We start from the raw sequence: 18,611 nt of genomic DNA on the forward strand, positions 1-18,611 counted from the left end.
TAAATCTATGCGACACGGTTGAGCACCGAACGCAATTTAAGCGGCTTAACTGGCTTCGCAATAAAGCTGAACCCATTTGCCTTGATGCCATCAAGCATATCATCGGTACGATCCGCGCTGATGATGACACCTTCAAAGCAGTTGCCTAGTCTCAAGCGACATTGCTGTAGCACTTCCAAGCCAGTACGACCATCATCAAGTCGGTAATCGGAAAAAATCACGTCCGGAATCCAACCATCCTCGAGAGCTTGTAGACTTTCGACCAAATCGGTCGCCACTCGCGTATCGCAGCCCCATCGAGACAGTAAGTTTTCCATACCGACTAAAATATCGGGCTCATTATCCACACATAGAATTCTTAGATGACCAAGTTCAGACTGGTTACTTGTCGTGACTTGAACTGGGTGCGGCTGCACATGATCGGCTTTATCAAGCGTGATAGAAAAGACACTGCCTTTCCCAACCCAAGAACGCATCGAAATTTCATGCCCGAGCACTTGAGCAATTCCCTTGGAAATCGCCAAACCAAGCCCGAGACCTTGGTCGGAACGAACTTGAGTTCCGCGATTAAACTCTTCAAAGATCTCTTGCTGCTTCTCTTCTTCAATACCTACACCGTTGTCCCACACATCAATACGCACTCGCCCTTTTACCCGGCGAACACCGAGCGCCACTTTGCCATTCGGGTTATAACGAAACGCATTAGTCAGGAAGTTTTGCACCACGCGGCGCAGCAGCTTGGGATCCGATTTCACCATGAGTGAGGATGGAATCATGGTGAATGCTATACCTTGTTGCTTGGCTAATGCGCTGAACTCCGCATTCAAATTCGACAACACATCGTTTAACGCAAAACCGTGTACATTGACTTCCAGCTTGCCCGACTCCAAGCGCGAGATATCCAGCAAATCTCCTATCAGGTCTTCGGCCGCCTCTAAAGCACTCTCAATGTGAGCCGACAGCTTTTTAGCTTCGCTGTCTTTGGCTACTTCCGACAATGAAGAAGCGAACAGGCGCGCAGCGTTGAGTGGCTGCATCAAGTCATGGCTTACTGCCGCCAAGAACCGTGATTTGGACTTCGATTCCAAATCGGAGCGTTGCGTCGCTGCCACCAGCTGCTTGTTAAGTTGTTCTAATTCCCGAGTCCGCAGACGCACCCTTTCTTCCAATGTCTCGTTGGCGTCTTTCAGCGCTTGCTCTGCATCACGGAATACGGTGATGTCGGTAAAGCTCATCACAAAGCCACCACCTGGCATTGGGTTACCTTGTACCTCAATCACGCGACCATCAGGACGAACCCGAGAAGAGGTGTGCCGAGTCCCTTGCTCAAGGTGATACACACGGCGACGGACGTGGTCATCAGGATCGCCTGGGCCACATAAACCTTGCTCTGCATTGTGCCGAATCACATCCGCAATCGGTCGCCCAACTTGGATCAAGCCTGGCGGAAATTCAAATAACTCTAAGTAGCGTTGGTTCCAAGCCACCAAGCGTAATTGCTTATCGACCACCGCAATACCTTGACCGATATGTTCAATCGCCCCTTGAAGTAGGCCTCGGCTAAAATCGTACAGTTCAGAGGCTTCATCGACGATAGTCGCCACCTCTTCAAGCTGCATGTTTCTTCCCTGCAACGCAGAAGTGAGTACTAACTTAGCAGAAGAAGCGCCGAATACCCCGGCTAATACACGTTCGGTATGTCGAATCAGAGAAGATGGCGCCTGCTGATTCGGCATTAGCTCTTCTCGTTGCTGGCTCCAATACGCTTGAAAAGCCGCTTTTACTCGCGTTCGCCCAACAAACCTAGACGCTAGCATTTCTAGTTCAGCAACCGTAACACGACTCTGGTATAGGCTCATGTTTTCGCTTTCAGGCAGTGGCGTACCAACGAATGACGCCGATTGTAAGCGCTCACTTAGGCTTGGTCGTGTAGTCATAGAAACCACGACAAAACACACTGCATTGGCGACCACGCTGAGGATCATCCCCCAATCTGAAATCGCAATGTCAAAGCCAGCCAATACCTCTGGTGGGGTGATCAACCAAATCAAAAAGTTGTTACTGGCATTCCCGGCAAGCATGTCCGTTTGGCTCATTAACGTAATCAGCCAAATGGTAAAGCCTACCGCCAAGCCAACATACACACCTTTCTTATTCCCTTGACGCCAGTACATACCGCCCACCAGCGCAGGCGCGAATTGCGTGATCGCCGCAAATGAGAGAAAGCCGATCGCTGAGAGTGAGTGAATGGTATCTAACGCTTGATAAAAACCCCAAGCGCCAATTAGTAGAACTAAAATCAGACCACGGCGGATCCGCAGTAATAATTCAGAGAAGTGATGATGGTTACGCTGCGTCAATCGCATGCGACGTAACAGTAGTGGCATAACCAAGTCGTTCGATACCATGATCGCTAAGGCAATCGTCGACACGATAACCATGCCACTGGCCGCCGAAGTGCCGCCTAAAAATGCAAGCAAAGCGATTTCACTCGCCCCTACCGACATCGGCACACTGATCACATAAGTATCAGGCGAAGCACCACTCAACAAACCTTGCCCTACCCACGCAATAGGTAAAACAAAAATCCCCATCAAGATCAGATAAATGGGAAACAACCAACGAGCAACATGCAAATCTTGCGCGCGTTCATTTTCCACTACCATCGTATGGAATTGTCGTGGAAGACAAACAATCGCAAGCATCGTGAGTACGGTATGAATCAATATGGTCGGGATGTTTGGTGACTGATACGTCTGTGCGGCAACATCAACCAAGCTCAAATTCTCGGTGTTCATCGCCAACCAAACAATGAATACACCGACCACTAAAAACGCCAACAGTTTGATAATCGATTCGAAGGCAATCGCCATCATCATCCCACGATGGTGTTCCGTGTTATCAATGTGCCGGGTACCAAATAGCATGGTAAAAATTGCCAGTGCGACCACGACAAACCACGACACGCTATCGTTTTGATAACCAAAATCGGTAGCCAGTTCTGGGGCAATGATTTCTAACCCCATGGTGATACCACGCAACTGCAAAGCGATGTATGGCAAAATTCCCGCAACCGCAATGAGTGTAACAACTACGGCCAAACCTTGAGATTTGCCGTAACGAGCTCCGATAAAATCAGCAATCGACGTGATGTGTTCCCGTTTAGCAATCAAAATAAGCCGAGCTAAAACGCGCCATCCGATGGTAAACACTAAAATGGGGGCAATATAGATGGGCAAGAAAGACCAAGGGTTACTGCTGGCCTGCCCGACCGTGCCGTAGAAGGTCCACGATGTACAGTACACCGCAATGGAAAGGCTATAAATCCACGGCCGCCAGCGTGCTAACCACCTTTTCTGAATGTCGCCGTACCACGCGATGATAAATAAGGCTCCCAAATACGCCAAAGAAACGGGAACCACCAGCCATCCTTGCATCCGATATCCTTTCTTGCCTTTCTTGCCGTTTTAAAGCAAGAGAATAAAAAAAACCTCTCCATTAGGGAGAGGTTTCATTTAACACTGCTTTCACAACGGAGACAAAGCTTAGTTTTTAACCTTTGTCACAGAAGTCTAATTCTGTGTTTCCAGTGACTTGTCTGATACATCGACCACATGATGTGGCTCTTGTGGTTCGAGCTTGATGAACAGTGCCAATAACCCCATCGCGGCCATGCCCCAGAACACAAGTGGTCCCCAGTGCTCATAACCCCAACCGCTCAACACGGTCATCAGTGCGATGAATGCGCCTAGCGGAATCGCGTTATACAATGCTTGCAGCGCTACTATCTTATTCTCTTCCGAGTTTTGGATATATTGAATCGCAGCAATGTGTGCCGTTGCGAAGGTCACGCCATGCAATAATTGAACAATCACCAAAGCAACAATCGACGTTGTCGATGCCGTAATGCCCCAACGCATCATCACACCAACGGCAGCAACAACAAATAACGCGCGCATTGACCAACCGACAAATAAACGCTTGCTCAGCGCAAACACTGCCACTTCGGCTGCAACACCCAAGCTCCACAGATAGCCAATCACATCTTCCGAATGACCTGCGGCTTTCCAGTGAATAGCGCTAAAACCGTAGTAAGCCGCATGACTGCCCTGAATTAATGACACCAACACTAAGAATTTAAGTATCGGCTTGTCAGTCAAAAGAGCACTCAGTTTTGGACGCTCCGCGCTTTGCCCACCAAGCGTAACGGGCATCGGGTTAGTCATACGCATTGAAAATAGCAACGAAACTAATACCCCGGCCATCGCCGTGTACAAGATCATATCAGAGCCAAATTCAGCCACCAGATAACCCACGGCCGTCGAACCCGCGATAAAGGCGATCGAGCCCCATAAGCGCGTACGGCCGTAGTCGAGCATTTTCAGACGAGCGTAGTAGTTTGCCATCGCATCCGATAATGGAACAATCGGTCCACAACAGAGGTTAAATAGCACCGTCGCTAACGCCATTAACCAAAAACTGCCACCTGTAAAAAAGTGAAATCCAACAAAAAGGAGGGCAGCGAAACTCAACCAACGTAAAGCAGGCATAAGGTGTTCAACTTTGTGCACTCGTGGGGTGATCACGATATTGGCGACACAACGTGTCGCAAGACCTAACCCAACTAGCAAACCGATGTCGGTCGAAGAGACACCTTGCTCCTTAAACCAGAGTGACCAAAATGGCAGATATACGCCATACGCAAAGAAGAATCCGAGAAAGTACTGGGAAATCCAGCCATACGGAGAAGGTTTCAACATTACTAATATCCTAAAACGGGAACATCAACGTTCGAACCGGGAATTATGGATCGCTATGCGTATTATAAAAAGGGAAGAATAGGCAACTTATCGTTTCCTCGATGGAATACTAACTTTGCGACATTGGCCATCTTAAAGCGAAATCATCGTGATTTAGACCAAAGTCGTCTGGCTTCCAGTAGGAAATTTGTCAGACTTAGAGAGTGTTCCTTCCATCATTGGGTGTTCTCATGCCTGACAAATTTAACATGCAATCTCCACCGTTCGACCGCTTAACCGAAGCACAACAGACACGACTGCGCTCGTCTCTGGACGTTGCCTACTATCGAGCTCGAGATGTTATTTTATCTTGCGGACAGAAAAACCCTCACTTGCATATTCTGATCAAAGGCGCGGTAGAAGAACGCTCCCAAGATCAGCAGGAAGTGTTCGCGCATTATGCCAACGACGATATGTTTGATGTGCGCTCATTACTTGAAGACAACGTACGTCATCAATACATCGCTCTTGAGGACACACTCTCCTATCTGCTGCCGAAAGACGTCTTTCTGGCGCTTTACAACGAGAATGGTCAGTTTGCGGCCTATTTCGATAACAATTTATCAAAGCGACAAGAGCTCATCGAAGCCGCTCACCAACAACAAAACTTGGCAGAGTTTATCCTCACCAAAGTGGACCGCAGCATTTATCACCCACCGATGATCCTTGAGCCAAATACGCCGATTAACGAGGTGACGCACACCCTAAAAGCAAATGGGATCGATGCAGCACTTGTCAAACTCAATGATGACGATCCGCGATTAGAAAAATGGCCTTCGGCTCATCCATACGCCATCGTGACGCGCACCAACATGCTGCACTCCGTGATGTTAGATGGCTGCGCACTCAATACCCCTGTCGGTGATATCGCCACCTTTCCTGTCTATCACGTTGATGATGGTGACTTTTTGTTCAATGCCATGATCACCATGACCCGAAATCGAATGAAACGTCTCATGGTATGTGATGGCAACCAAGCCGTCGGCATGCTGGATATGACCCAAATTCTCAGCGCGTTTTCTACCCACTCTCACGTATTAACGCTCAGTATTGCCAGAGCAAGCAGTGTGGAAGAGCTCGCATTGGCCTCAAACCGCCAGCGTCAATTGGTCGAGAGTTTATTGAGAAACGGCATCCGCACTCGCTTTATCATGGAGCTGATTTCCGCCGTGAACGAGCAAATTATCGAAAAAGCGTTCGAGTTAGTGGTACCACCGGCCTTGCACGATCATTGCTGCTTAATCGTACTCGGCTCAGAAGGTCGAGGAGAACAAATTCTCAAGACAGACCAAGACAATGCTCTAATTATTCAAGATGGTTTGGAATGGCCTCATTGCGAACAAGTGATGCAATCCTTCACGCACACTCTACAACAGCTCGGTTATCCACTTTGCCCGGGTAAAGTCATGGTCAACAACCCGAAATGGGTCAAAACGCAGCAAGAGTGGATAAACACCTTAGACCGCTGGATAGCCAAAGCCGAACCACAACAAATCATGGACTTAGCCATTTTCAGTGACGCCCATGCTGTTGCGGGAAATCGCGAACTGCTGGCTCCAATCGCGACCCACCTTCGCGACACAATGAAAGATCGCATGTTGATACTGTCTGATTTTACTCGCCCTGCCTTGCAGTTTTCTGTGCCCCTAACTCTGTTTGGCAACGTAAAAAGTGCTAAGGACGGGTTAGATATTAAACGCGGCGGCATTTTCCCAATTGTGCACGGCATTCGCACCTTGTCTTTGGAATATGCCATTGAGGAGAAGAACACGTTTGAGCGCATTGAAGCACTTCGGAAAAAACGCATCTTAGAGCCTGAAACGACAGATAACCTCAACGAAGCACTGAAATTGTTCTTTAAGGTTCGCCTTAATCAACAACTCAAAAAGCAAGAAGCATTGAATAACATTGATATTAAACAACTGGATAGAACCGAGCGTGATTTACTTCGCCACAGCTTACATGTAGTGAAAAAATTTAAGCAATTTTTAGGCTTCCACTATCAAATTCGTGATTAACCATGATTTTCATAAATCATACAGAGGCGTAGGCAATGAACTGGTTACAACGCAAATACTGGCACTACAAACTGAAAGGCTCTTCTTATCAGTCACTTTTTTGCACGCCCGATAAAACGGAATACGTTTCTCTCGACTGCGAAACCACCAGCCTTGATCCAAATCGCGCCGAGTTGGTGACCATTGCGGCCACGAAGATCATCGACAATCGCATCATCACTAGTCAGCCATTTGAAGTCCGCTTACGCGCGCCGCAATCGCTCGATTCTGGCTCAGTCAAAATTCATCGAATTCGCCACCAAGACTTAGTCGACGGGATTAGCGAAAAAGAGGCGCTGCTCGAGCTGCTCGACTTTATCGGCAACCGACCACTTGTCGGTTATCACATTCGTTACGATAAAAAGATCTTAGATCTTGCTTGTCTGAGGCAACTTGGCTTTCCACTTCCTAACCCGCTCATCGAGGTCAGTCAGATTTATCACGACAAGCTGGAAAGACATTTGCCGAATGCCTATTTCGACTTAAGTCTGGATGCTATTTGTAAACACCTCGAACTTCCTATCCAAGATAAACACGACGCTTTACAAGATGCGATTTCTGCCGCTTTGGTCTTTGTTCGCTTAACGAAAGGCGATTTGCCCAACCTAACCGCGCCGTATACATAAAAATCAGTTGACCTAGCTCCCAGAAATACTTTTGTTTCAGCGATTTCACGGCGCTTCCTTCACTCTCATCCTAAAGTCTAATTGTGGAAATACGCGCAGTGACTGACAGTTATAAGCACAACGTCGTCATTACCACGACCAAGTTATTTAGAACCAAAAAACAGCCCTACAAAAACATATTCAAAATCTTATCTAGATTGGTGTAAGGCCGAGAAATAAGGCACAAGGAGAGAAGCCATGAGCGAAGCCCACGTTTATCCGGTAAAAGAAAATATTAAAACTCATACACACGCGGATAATGATACTTACTTAGCCATGTATCAGCAGTCGGTAACCGATCCAGAGGGCTTCTGGAACGAGCACGGCAAAATCGTTGATTGGATCAAACCTTTCACCAAAGTAAAAAGCACCTCTTTCGATACTGGTCATGTCGACATTCGTTGGTTTGAAGACGGCACGCTGAACGTCTCGGCGAACTGTATTGACCGTCATCTCGCAGAACACGGGGATGACGTCGCAATCATCTGGGAAGGCGATGATCCAGCCGACGACAAAACACTCACTTTCAACGAACTGCACAAAGAAGTATGTAAGTTCTCCAACGCATTGAAAGAGCAAGGCGTACGTAAAGGCGACGTGGTGTGTTTATACATGCCAATGGTGCCAGAAGCCGCAGTGGCTATGCTCGCTTGTACCCGCATCGGTGCGGTTCATACTGTTGTATTTGGCGGTTTCTCACCAGAAGCACTCTCTGGCCGTATCATCGACTCTGACGCTAAAGTCGTGATCACCGCTGATGAAGGCGTGCGCGGCGGGCGTGCCGTTCCACTGAAAAAGAACGTGGACGAAGCACTAACTAACCCAGACGTAAAAACCATCAATAAAGTGTTGGTGCTTAAACGTACAGGTGGTGATGTCGAATGGCATGAACACCGTGATGTTTGGTGGCACGAAGCAACAGCTAACGTTTCTGACGTTTGCCCACCAGAAGAGATGAAAGCCGAAGATCCGCTCTTCATCCTTTACACTTCAGGTTCAACAGGCAAACCTAAAGGTGTACTACACACGACTGGTGGTTACCTCGTCTACGCGGCGATGACCTTCAAATATGTGTTCGATTACCAACCAGGCGAAACCTTCTGGTGTACCGCGGACGTGGGTTGGATTACCGGTCACACTTACCTAATCTACGGTCCACTTGCAAATGGGGCGAAGACCATCTTATTCGAAGGTGTACCAAACTACCCAAGCACAAGCCGTATGAGCGAAGTGGTTGATAAACACCAAGTCAACATTCTATACACCGCCCCAACCGCGATTCGTGCGCTAATGGCAAAAGGTGATGAAGCGGTTGCAGGCACATCTCGTTCAAGCCTGCGCATCATGGGCTCAGTGGGCGAACCAATCAACCCAGAGGCGTGGGAGTGGTACTACAAAACGATTGGTAACGAGAACTCACCTATCGTCGATACTTGGTGGCAAACGGAAACTGGCGGCATCTTGATTGCACCACTACCGGGGGCAACCGATCTAAAACCAGGCTCTGCGACTCGCCCATTCTTCGGCGTCCAGCCTGCTCTTGTCGATAACATGGGCAATATTCTTGAAGATACTGTTGCTGAAGGTAACTTGGTTATCCTTGATTCTTGGCCAGGCCAGATGCGCACGGTTTACGGCGACCATGAGCGCTTTGAACAGACCTACTTCTCAACCTTTAAGGGTATGTACTTCACCAGTGATGGTGCGCGTCGTGACGAAGACGGCTACTACTGGATCACTGGCCGTGTTGATGACGTACTAAACGTGTCGGGTCACCGTATGGGTACCGCTGAAATTGAATCAGCGCTAGTGGCGCACCACAAGATTGCAGAAGCAGCGATTGTTGGTATTCCACATGACATCAAAGGCCAAGCTATCTACGCTTACATTACATTGAACGATGGTGAATTCCCGTCAGCTGAGCTGCACAAAGAAGTTAAAGATTGGGTGCGTAAAGAGATTGGTCCAATCGCGACACCAGATGTACTGCACTGGACAGATTCCTTACCGAAGACTCGTTCTGGTAAGATAATGCGTCGAATCCTGCGTAAGATTGCAACGGGCGATACAAGCAACCTCGGAGACACGTCAACGCTTGCCGATCCGAGCGTGGTAGACAAACTTATCGCAGAGAAAGCAGAATTGGCATAAATTCAACCAACTGTTTTAAAAGCACTTTAAAAACCGCCATCACTCATGGCGGTTTTTTGCTTGTGCGCACAAATTAGCCACACAAAGAACATGGCAATTATGTTGTTTTTGTTAACTTGGTTACAGAAACGAAGGTGGCTATTAGGAGATTAGACCAGTAAATTGCTGCTAATTGCTATGAATTAGCTATAATCTTGGTCGATTTTTTAAAATTTGCTCGGTTTTAACAAAAAAATCGTGCTGAACTATCGTATATTTGGGAATATAAACGTTCCACTCACGATAAGGGAAGATAGCAACATAATGTCTGCAAAGTCACGGATTCTTGTTCTAAACGGACCAAATCTTAACCTATTGGGTCTGCGCGAACCGACACACTATGGTCACAGCACCTTAGCACAAGTTGTGGATGCTCTTACGAAGCAAGCTCATAACGCTGGGGTGGAACTGGAACACCTACAATCAAATCGTGAGTACGAACTGATTGAAGCCATTCATGCTGCTTATGGCAAGATTGACTTCATCATCATCAATCCAGCGGCTTTCACTCATACCAGTGTGGCACTGCGAGATGCATTACTTGGCGTCGCCATCCCATTTATTGAGGTGCACTTATCAAATGTGCACGCACGTGAACCATTTCGTCATCACTCTTATCTGTCAGATAAAGCAGAAGGCGTGATTTGCGGTTTAGGCGCACAAGGTTATGAATTCGCTCTGTCTGCCGCGATTAATAAGCTACAGGCAAAGTAACCCTAACACTCTGCAACCCCACGAGGGTTGTCTTAATCACAAGATAAAAGAGAAAGAAAAGATGGATATTCGTAAAATCAAGAAGCTAATTGAGTTAGTTGAAGAGTCTGGCATTGCTGAGCTAGAGATTTCTGAAGGTGAAGAGTCAGTACGCATCAGTCGTCACGGCACTGCAGCCCCTCAAGCACCAGTTCACTACGCAGCAGCTCCAGTAGCGGCACCTGCTCCAGCAGCAGCGGCACCAGTAGCAGAAGCGCCAGCAGCAGAAGCTCCAGCAGCTGCAACGCCTGCAGGTCACCAAGTTCTTTCTCCAATGGTTGGTACTTTCTATCGTTCTCCAAGCCCAGACTCTAAAGCATTCGTAGAAGTGGGTCAGAAAGTAAATGCTGGCGATACGCTATGTATTGTTGAAGCAATGAAAATGATGAACCAAATCGAAGCGGACAAATCTGGCGTTGTTACAGCGATCCTAGCTGAAGACGGCCAACCAGTTGAATTCGACCAACCTCTTGTTGTAATCGAATAAGCGGGGCTTGCCTTATGCTAGACAAAGTAGTCATCGCGAACCGAGGTGAAATTGCACTTCGTATTCTTCGCGCTTGTAAAGAGTTAGGTATTAAGACCGTCGCTGTTCACTCGACAGCTGACCGCGATCTTAAGCACGTACTACTCGCAGACGAAACCGTATGTATCGGCCCTGCTCGTGGTATCGACAGCTACCTAAATATCCCACGAATTATTTCTGCAGCAGAAGTAACAGGAGCAGTTGCCATTCACCCTGGTTACGGCTTCTTGTCAGAAAACGCAGACTTCGCTGAGCAAGTTGAGCGCAGTGGTTTCATCTTCGTTGGTCCAAAAGCAGACACTATCCGCCTGATGGGTGACAAAGTGTCGGCTATCAACGCAATGAAGAAAGCTGGCGTTCCTTGTGTACCTGGCTCTGACGGTCCTCTGGACAACGACGAAGAGAAAAACAAGGCGTTTGCTAAACGCATTGGTTATCCAGTCATCATCAAAGCGTCTGGTGGCGGCGGTGGCCGTGGTATGCGTGTCGTTCGCACAGAAAAAGACCTAATTCAAGCGATTGCAATGACGCGTGCTGAAGCAAAAGCAGCGTTCAACAACGACATGGTTTACATGGAGAAATTCCTAGAAAACCCTCGTCACGTTGAAGTGCAAGTTATCGCTGACGGTCAAGGCGGCGCAATCCACCTTGGTGAGCGTGATTGTTCAATGCAACGTCGTCACCAAAAAGTAGTGGAAGAGGCGCCAGCACCAGGTATCACTGAAGAGATGCGTAAGTACATCGGTGAACGTTGTACTCGTGCATGTATCGAAATTGGTTACCGCGGCGCAGGTACGTTCGAATTCCTATACGAGAACGGTGAATTCTACTTCATCGAAATGAACACTCGTATTCAGGTAGAACACCCAGTAACAGAAATGGTTACCGGCATCGACCTAATCAAAGAACAGCTTCGCGTTGCAGCGGGTCAACCTCTGTCATTCACTCAAGATGACATTAAGATCCGTGGCCATGCGATTGAGTGCCGTATCAACGCAGAAGACCCAGAACGCTTCCTACCATCTCCAGGTAAGATCGAGCGTTTCCACGCGCCTGGCGGTATGGGTGTGCGTTGGGAATCACACATCTATTCTGGTTACACAGTACCACCTCATTACGATTCAATGATTGGTAAGCTAATCACGTACGGTGAAAACCGTGATGTAGCGATTGCGCGCATGAAGAATGCTCTGGGTGAGATGATCATCGAAGGCATCAAAACCAACGTGCCACTGCAATTCTCCATTATGAATGACGAAAACTTCCAGCATGGTGGTGCAAACATCCACTACCTAGAGAAGAAGCTCGGCTTACAATAAGCCTTAGCTAACGTCTTAAAAAATGCCCACACCCGTGGGCATTTTTGTTTTGTATGTACTCTAAGCATTCAACAGATAAGTAGGCTTATTTGGGTATATACTCAAACAAATCGTAGAGTTCTGGTAAACTCTGCGCCACTTCATTCACTTTAAGAGCAAAAACCAATGCCTTGGATTCAAATCAAACTCAACGCGACCAATGAAAACGCTGAGCAAATCGGCGACATGCTAATGGAAGAGACTGGCGCGCTGTCTGTTACATTCTTAGACGCGCAGGATACGCCTGTATTCGAACCTCTACCTGGCGAAACTCGCTTATGGGGCGATACTGACATTCTGGCACTGTACGATGCAGAAGCAGACACCAACTTCATCATCGACCAAATTAAAGCGAGCAATATGCTGGCTGACAATTTTGCTTACAAAGTAGAACAGCTTGAAGATAAAGACTGGGAACGCGAATGGATGGAAAACTTCCACCCAATGAAATTTGGTGAACGCCTATGGATTTGTCCAAGCTGGCGCGACATTCCAGATCCTGACGCTGTTAATGTTATGTTGGATCCTGGCCTTGCATTCGGTACGGGTACTCACCCTACAACAGCACTTTGTCTTGAGTGGCTAGAAAGCATGGACTTAAGCGGTAAGACCGTTATCGACTTCGGTTGTGGCTCTGGCATTCTGGCGATCGCGGCGATCAAACTGGGCGCTGAAAAAGTGATAGGGATCGACATTGATCCTCAAGCCCTGCTTGCTTCAAAAGACAACGCTGAGCGTAATGGCGTTGCAGACAAACTAGAAGTTTACTTACCGCAAAATCAACCTGAAGGTCTCGTCGCTGACGTCGTTGTGGCCAACATCCTTGCGGGACCTTTACGTGAACTTGCACCTATCATCAAAGGGCTAGTTAAGCCAAATGGCGACCTCGCCATGTCCGGCGTATTAGACACTCAAGCCGAAGATGTTGCGAATTATTACCGTGACGAGCTTCACATTGACCCGATTGTTGAGCAAAGCGAATGGTGTCGCATCTCTGGTCGTAAGCAAGGCTAGACAAGGTTTTCAGAGCTAATTGTTTGAAATTCATACGATTTACAAAAACAATTTGTAAATGCTCAAATATTAGTCTTTTCACGCAGTGAAAAAATGCGTAAAATGCGCGCCCTTGCTGGTACAGAACTGTGATGACGTTTTGAAAATCGGAAACTATCAACTTAAGAACAATCTAATCGTAGCCCCTATGGCTGGTGTAACGGATAGACCGTTTCGCGAGTTGTGTCTTCGCTATGGTGCGGGAATGGCCGTCAGTGAAATGATGTCTGCTAACCCAAAACTATGGGGAACGTCAAAGTCGAAACAGCGCATGGTACACGAGGGCGAATCGGGCATTCGCTCTGTACAGATTGCGGGTTCCGATCCACAGCTTATGGCGGACGCAGCTCAATTCAGTGTTGAGAACGGTGCACAAATCATCGACATCAACATGGGCTGCCCGGCAAAAAAAGTGAATAAGAAGCTAGCGGGCTCTGCTCTGCTTCAATACCCAAACATTATCGAAGAGATTTTGAAAGCGGTCGTGAATGCAGTGGACGTTCCTGTAACGTTAAAGACTCGAACTGGCTGGGATACAGACAACAAGAACTGTGTCCAGATCGCTAAATTAGCCGAAAACTGCGGCATACAAGCTCTTGCTCTGCATGGCAGAACGAAAGCATGTATGTACAAAGGTGAGGCCGAATATGACAGCATTAAAGCGGTAAAAGAGGCGATTTCAATTCCGGTTATCGCGAACGGTGATATCGATAGCCCGGAGAAAGCCAAATTTGTACTGGAGTACACCGGTGCGGACGCTTTAATGATTGGACGCCCTGCCCAGGGTCGTCCTTGGATTTTCCAGGAAATCCATCACTATTTGGAAAACGGCACCACAATGGAGGAGCTTCCAACTGAGGAAGTGAAAACCATTATGCTTGGTCATGTAAATGCTCTGCATGAATTTTATGGGGAGTTCTTAGGTCCACGTATCGCGCGCAAGCACGTTGGGTGGTACCTGAAAGAGCATGAACAGGCAAGTGAGTTTCGCCGTACCTTCAACGCTATCGACGCAGCTCCGCTGCAAATTGAGGCGTTAGAAGGTTATTTTGATAACGTTGCATCATAATTAAGAGAAGAGCTAGACCGAATATGTTCGAACAAAATCTGACTTCAGAAGCATTAACAGTAACTACAGTAACGTCACAAGACCAGATTACTCAGAAGCCTTTACGTGACTCTGTTAAAGCGTCTCTTAAAAACTACCTTGCTCAACTAAACGGCCAGGAAGTAACAGAACTATACGAATTAGTTCTAGCTGAAGTTGAACAGCCACTATTAGATACTATCATGCAGTACACTCGCGGTAACCAAACTCGCGCGGCAACTATGATGGGTATCAACCGCGGTACTCTTCGCAAAAAACTTAAGAAATACGGCATGAACTAAGACCGTTTTTCAAAAAGTATTTGGAACAAGCCGTTACCTTTTTAGGTAACGGCTTTTCTTTATCTACAAAAATACTACGAATAACGCTCACTTTGTTCAGCATTACCAACTGGCTTTAAGATAACTACCGCTGAGCCAAACAATAACAAAGCCACGACAGCGACCCATTCACTACCTACAGAATAAGCAAAGCCCGCCAAGGCAGACCAAATCGCGACACCAAAGTGCATCATACTCATTCCAGAAGACATCAGCACACCTCGATGTTCATCAGATAAGCTTGCTATATGTGCTTGTAACGCCGGAGAGCCTACCCCTCCAGCAAGAGACCAGAACACTAGAGCTGGAAGATAAGCGGTCACCGTACTCATCTCATTTGAGAACACCCATGCACTACAAGGTATGCACACCATTAAAGCCACTCGCATAACGGCTCGAGAGCTACCAAGCCAACGGCAAGCTCTCCCCACGCACATATTTCCAACCACACTCACGATCCCTAGAGCAGCATAAATAGCGCCCACCCAACCGAGCGCCAACTCGCTGGTATCTCGAATATGAAGGCCTATCAGGTTAAATACACCAATACCTCCCCCTAGGCCTAAACACATCGCTAAAATCGCCCTCAACGCGCCTGGAAGATGAATGACGTCTGTGATAGGCGGCAGAGTATCTAATACCTTGGACTCATCATGCTTGTTGTTCATGAACACTACGCTCATGGCACCGACAAGAAGAGCCGCAACCCCCAAAATAATAAAAGCGGCACGCCATGATAAAAGCTGGGTCAGCAATGCTCCGATCGCTGGGCTGGTTATCATACCCAGCGTTAATCCCGCCTGAACCATCACAATTTGACGCATCGCTCTATTACCCTTCGCGTCTCCCGCCAACGCGAATGCAATTGGCAACATGCCTGCACTTGCAATACCTGTGATCACTCGACTTGCAATCGCAAGTTCAAAATCATGAACTATGCCCGTCGTAATAGACGCAACCCCAAATACGAAGCAAGCAGGCAACATGATACGAATACGCCCAACCCGGTCTGATAAACGTCCCAGGTAAGGAGCACAAATTGCTATAGCTAAACTATATGCCGTAATAAATAACGTAACCTGACTCGGTTGAACACTTAAATCATTTCCGATAGGTTCAAGAATAGATCCAAGCATCAACTCATCAGCACCAACAAGAAAAGCAACAAGAAATAGGATTATGGACTGCATCATAGCTCCACCTCCTGTTCTGTTTCCGATTCAGCATAAGTGAGCAACGAAATATCTAAAACTCTATCAGGCCAAGATTGTAAAAACGCCTTCTCATGAGATACCACAATCACACTACCAGAAAAGCGCTGGAGAGCCTCTTTAAGCGCATTTTTACTGCTGCTATCCAAATGTGTCGTTGGCTCGTCCAACAGCAAAACATTGCATTTCTGGACTGATAAACAACAAAGTTTCACGCGAGTTTGCTCACCTCCACTTAATGTATCTAGGTGGCGCTGCGTCTTATCTCCGGTGACCCCAAAGCGAGCTAATAGCTTGCGTGATTCTTTGCTTGATATCGTTGGATCACAAGAGCATAGCTCCTGCTCAGGCGTGTGCTGAGGGTGACGCCAAGACAAATCTTGAGAAAAATACCCAATCATTGCACCTTTTGCCAATACCACCTCACCAGAGAGCGGCTCGATCTCCCCCATAAGGGTTTTAAGTAAAGTCGACTTACCTACGCCGTTAAAACCAGAAACGACCAACTTCTCCCCGTGCGCTAACGTGATATCAAGCGCAGGAAGCAGAGGCTGCTGATAACCTATCATCAACGCTTTTGCGTCAATCACATACTGTTGCCCAATAGGCTGGTGAGCAAAGTCAAACATCGATACTTTCTCTATATAATTCAGTTGAATACGTTCGATTTTATCCAGTTTTTTCTTGCGTCCCTTAGCAAGACTCGCGTTAACTCCAGCGCCATTTTTGGCAATAAATTGCTCTAACTTTCGAATTTCATTTTGCTGAGCCTTATATTGCTTTTCTAACAAAGCACCGTCGTGATGCTTTTGCTGCATTGCTTTGACATAAGTGCCGCTGTATTTTCGGACCGTTTGATAATCAATATCACAAATACTGGTCGCTACTTGATTAAGGAAGTCAATATCATGAGAAACCAGTAAAACAGTGCCAGTGTAATCGTTGAGAAACGTGGCCAGCCATTCAATGTGCAGAGCATCAAGATAGTTTGTCGGCTCGTCGAGAATTAACACATCGGGGTTGCGGAGTAACAACCTCCCTAAAAGGACCTTGTGTCTTTGACCACCACTTAGCGAGACAAGCGGTGTATCTAAGCCAAATTGATAAATGCCAAGACCTACAGCAACTTGTTCAATTTTGGTATCAATTGCATAGAAGTCTTCATCTTCTAAATATGCCTGTAGTCGGGCGACTTGGCTTAAAAGAGATGTAGAGTGAGACTCGGTCATCGCCTGATACAAAGTCCAAAGCTTCTGCTCGGCAGCGTATAAGTTCTCAAAAGCACTCTTTAAGCATTCATAAACCGTCAGCGCATTATCCATCTTAAAATGTTGCTCTAAATACCCCACCTCAAGGTTTGGTAACCAGTCAATGCAGCCCTTATCTGCAGATAATTCACCGACAAGCAGTTTTAATAAGGTGCTTTTTCCAACGCCATTCGCTCCGGTGATACCTATTTTCTCTCCCACGTTAATTCGAAATGTCGCGTTATTATATAAACTCTTATCAGCGAGCTGATAAGACAAATTTTTAACTTGTAAAATACTCATGTTTTTAACCAAATAAAAAGGGCCGGTGATCAATACCGGCCCTTATTTCAATACTGGATAATGCTTTGTAGCTGCTTAACAGATACAAAAAGGCCGATGATGAAATATCACCGGCCATCTCTTCTCTTTTATCAGGTGTACAGACGCCTGCGTATAACTTCAGCGAAGTTACTCACGCATAAAACACCTGATGAAGATTAATTTAAGACTCCGAGCAACACTTCATCGCGTTTTTTGCACGGAGTTCAGCCTTCTTACAAAGCTTTTAAACAAGAGATATAACATGGTTTACTGTCGAAAAAACATTCGGTGTGAAGCGTACACCTTTAGAATAAAAAGTGCCAGATAATTATTAAAACTATCGTGACTTACACGAAGGTCCACTGAAAGAAGACCTTTCCTCAGTCAATGTGCCAGGTGAACGACTTACTCAGCAAACACAGCTATGAGAGCACCTATACCGCTCACGTTATACGTACGTAGTGGTGGCTTTATCGGTTGGAGACGATTAGAGGGGAAGAAGTAGCAAATATCCTTTAAGGCAGGCACTGGCTTAAATAGATCTACAAACAAAATCCATGTTCGGAAAGTTTTAAATGCGCTGAGTTTATTTTAATGAGCGCCTGTGGCTAAATCAAAACATCTAAAGCAGAGAAATCTCCCCCGAAAATAACATAACCTAGTGAATTAACTTTCTAGGTAATAATAAAGGAAGCGTTGGTAAGTTAAGCACAGGGGCTCAAAACTAGAGCTCGAAACTGCAGAAACCGCACAGAGTTGAGCATCAACTCGTCATGGCAGGGCTTAGAAAGCATCGCGAAGAGGGAAGCCTGCCTCTCGATGCAAGGTTTCAATATGGAAATGAGGTTAAGGTAAGTCGGGTAACCAAAACGAAAAAAGCCCCAGTCTTTCGACTGAGGCTTAATATAAGTGGCGGAGTGGACGGGACTCGAACCCGCGACCCCCGGCGTGACAGGCCGGTATTCTAACCAACTGAACTACCACTCCGCAGTGGTATCAC

The 18,611-nt window shown here is 46.9% G+C and carries 13 protein-coding genes and 1 tRNA gene; 9 read left to right on the forward strand and 5 right to left on the reverse strand.

Annotated elements, in window-relative coordinates; all coding sequences use genetic code 11:
• Positions 1-5: 5 nt before the first annotated feature.
• The gene (locus F7Y48_RS20000) at positions 6-3,437 is read right to left on the reverse strand and encodes a hybrid sensor histidine kinase/response regulator (protein WP_176320522.1); all 3,432 of its coding nucleotides are present in this window, start codon (positions 3,435-3,437) and stop codon (positions 6-8) included.
• 135 nt (positions 3,438-3,572) lie between these two features.
• Complete coding sequence (locus tag F7Y48_RS20005; protein WP_005397849.1) at positions 3,573-4,760, reverse strand: 3-phenylpropionate MFS transporter; 1,188 nt, start codon at positions 4,758-4,760, stop codon at positions 3,573-3,575.
• Between the two features lie 230 nt (positions 4,761-4,990).
• Here F7Y48_RS20005 and F7Y48_RS20010 point away from each other — a divergent pair, with 230 nt between their 5' ends.
• The 9 genes from F7Y48_RS20010 to fis all read left to right on the forward strand — a co-directional run bounded on the left by F7Y48_RS20010 (position 4,991) and on the right by fis (position 14,790).
• Positions 4,991-6,817: a DUF294 nucleotidyltransferase-like domain-containing protein gene (locus F7Y48_RS20010; RefSeq protein WP_316685318.1), complete on the forward strand. Its 1,827-nt coding sequence runs from the start codon at positions 4,991-4,993 to the stop codon at positions 6,815-6,817.
• Positions 6,818-6,852: 35 nt separating this feature from the next.
• On the forward strand, positions 6,853-7,482 hold the full coding sequence (locus F7Y48_RS20015) for a 3'-5' exonuclease (protein WP_012841317.1): 630 nt from the start codon (positions 6,853-6,855) through the stop codon (positions 7,480-7,482).
• A 237-nt stretch (positions 7,483-7,719) separates the two neighbouring features.
• Positions 7,720-9,672 (forward strand): acetate--CoA ligase, encoded by a 1,953-nt coding sequence (gene acs / locus F7Y48_RS20020; RefSeq protein ID WP_006742998.1) that lies wholly within the window; start codon positions 7,720-7,722, stop codon positions 9,670-9,672.
• Positions 9,673-9,975: 303 nt separating this feature from the next.
• Positions 9,976-10,425, forward strand: coding sequence for a type II 3-dehydroquinate dehydratase (gene aroQ / locus F7Y48_RS20025; protein ID WP_005397842.1), 450 nt, complete (start codon positions 9,976-9,978; stop codon positions 10,423-10,425).
• Positions 10,426-10,486: 61 nt separating this feature from the next.
• Positions 10,487-10,951 carry an acetyl-CoA carboxylase biotin carboxyl carrier protein gene (gene accB, locus F7Y48_RS20030; RefSeq protein ID WP_005397840.1) on the forward strand — a complete coding sequence of 155 codons (465 nt, stop codon included), beginning with the start codon at positions 10,487-10,489 and terminating at the stop codon, positions 10,949-10,951.
• Positions 10,952-10,965: 14 nt separating this feature from the next.
• Entirely contained in the window at positions 10,966-12,309 is a 1,344-nt protein-coding gene (accC, locus tag F7Y48_RS20035) for an acetyl-CoA carboxylase biotin carboxylase subunit (RefSeq protein ID WP_316685319.1), read from the forward strand.
• Between the two features lie 165 nt (positions 12,310-12,474).
• Positions 12,475-13,362 (forward strand): 50S ribosomal protein L11 methyltransferase, encoded by an 888-nt coding sequence (gene prmA, locus F7Y48_RS20040; RefSeq protein ID WP_005382507.1) that lies wholly within the window; start codon positions 12,475-12,477, stop codon positions 13,360-13,362.
• A 139-nt stretch (positions 13,363-13,501) separates the two neighbouring features.
• Entirely contained in the window at positions 13,502-14,470 is a 969-nt protein-coding gene (dusB, locus tag F7Y48_RS20045; RefSeq protein ID WP_005382505.1) for a tRNA dihydrouridine synthase DusB, read from the forward strand.
• Positions 14,471-14,493: 23 nt separating this feature from the next.
• Positions 14,494-14,790, forward strand: coding sequence for a DNA-binding transcriptional regulator Fis (gene fis / locus F7Y48_RS20050; protein WP_000462885.1), 297 nt, complete (start codon positions 14,494-14,496; stop codon positions 14,788-14,790).
• A gap of 74 nt (positions 14,791-14,864) precedes the next feature.
• On the opposite strand, the gene F7Y48_RS20055 is transcribed toward fis, so the two are convergent.
• The 3 genes from F7Y48_RS20055 to F7Y48_RS20065 form a co-directional block, all read right to left on the reverse strand.
• Positions 14,865-16,022 (reverse strand): MFS transporter, encoded by a 1,158-nt coding sequence (locus tag F7Y48_RS20055; protein WP_258507798.1) that lies wholly within the window; start codon positions 16,020-16,022, stop codon positions 14,865-14,867.
• The gene (locus F7Y48_RS20060; RefSeq protein WP_258507799.1) at positions 16,019-17,590 is read right to left on the reverse strand and encodes an ABC-F family ATP-binding cassette domain-containing protein; all 1,572 of its coding nucleotides are present in this window, start codon (positions 17,588-17,590) and stop codon (positions 16,019-16,021) included. Before F7Y48_RS20060 ends, F7Y48_RS20055 begins: the two co-directional genes overlap by 4 nt.
• 931 nt (positions 17,591-18,521) lie before the next feature.
• Positions 18,522-18,598 (reverse strand) — tRNA-Asp (locus tag F7Y48_RS20065).
• Between the last annotated feature and the right edge of the window lie 13 nt (positions 18,599-18,611).

Source organism: Vibrio sp. 2-1-2a, assembly GCF_032648565.1.
Classification (GTDB): Bacteria; Pseudomonadota; Gammaproteobacteria; order Enterobacterales; family Vibrionaceae; genus Vibrio; species Vibrio diabolicus.

Excerpts from the sequence above, each read along its gene's own strand:
- prmA (WP_005382507.1), top strand. The coding sequence starts at position 12,475 with ATGCCTTGGATTCAAATCAAACTCAACGCGACCAATGAAAACGCTGAG.
- F7Y48_RS20055 (WP_258507798.1), bottom strand. The coding sequence starts at position 16,022 with ATGATGCAGTCCATAATCCTATTTCTTGTTGCTTTTCTTGTTGGTGCT.
- acs (WP_006742998.1), top strand. The coding sequence starts at position 7,720 with ATGAGCGAAGCCCACGTTTATCCGGTAAAAGAAAATATTAAAACTCAT.
- F7Y48_RS20005 (WP_005397849.1), bottom strand. The coding sequence starts at position 4,760 with ATGTTGAAACCTTCTCCGTATGGCTGGATTTCCCAGTACTTTCTCGGA.
- aroQ (WP_005397842.1), top strand. The coding sequence starts at position 9,976 with ATGTCTGCAAAGTCACGGATTCTTGTTCTAAACGGACCAAATCTTAAC.
- F7Y48_RS20060 (WP_258507799.1), bottom strand. The coding sequence starts at position 17,590 with ATGAGTATTTTACAAGTTAAAAATTTGTCTTATCAGCTCGCTGATAAG.
- fis (WP_000462885.1), top strand. The coding sequence starts at position 14,494 with ATGTTCGAACAAAATCTGACTTCAGAAGCATTAACAGTAACTACAGTA.
- F7Y48_RS20010 (WP_316685318.1), top strand. The coding sequence starts at position 4,991 with ATGCCTGACAAATTTAACATGCAATCTCCACCGTTCGACCGCTTAACC.
- F7Y48_RS20015 (WP_012841317.1), top strand. The coding sequence starts at position 6,853 with ATGAACTGGTTACAACGCAAATACTGGCACTACAAACTGAAAGGCTCT.
- accB (WP_005397840.1), top strand. The coding sequence starts at position 10,487 with ATGGATATTCGTAAAATCAAGAAGCTAATTGAGTTAGTTGAAGAGTCT.
- accC (WP_316685319.1), top strand. The coding sequence starts at position 10,966 with ATGCTAGACAAAGTAGTCATCGCGAACCGAGGTGAAATTGCACTTCGT.
- F7Y48_RS20000 (WP_176320522.1), bottom strand. The coding sequence starts at position 3,437 with ATGCAAGGATGGCTGGTGGTTCCCGTTTCTTTGGCGTATTTGGGAGCC.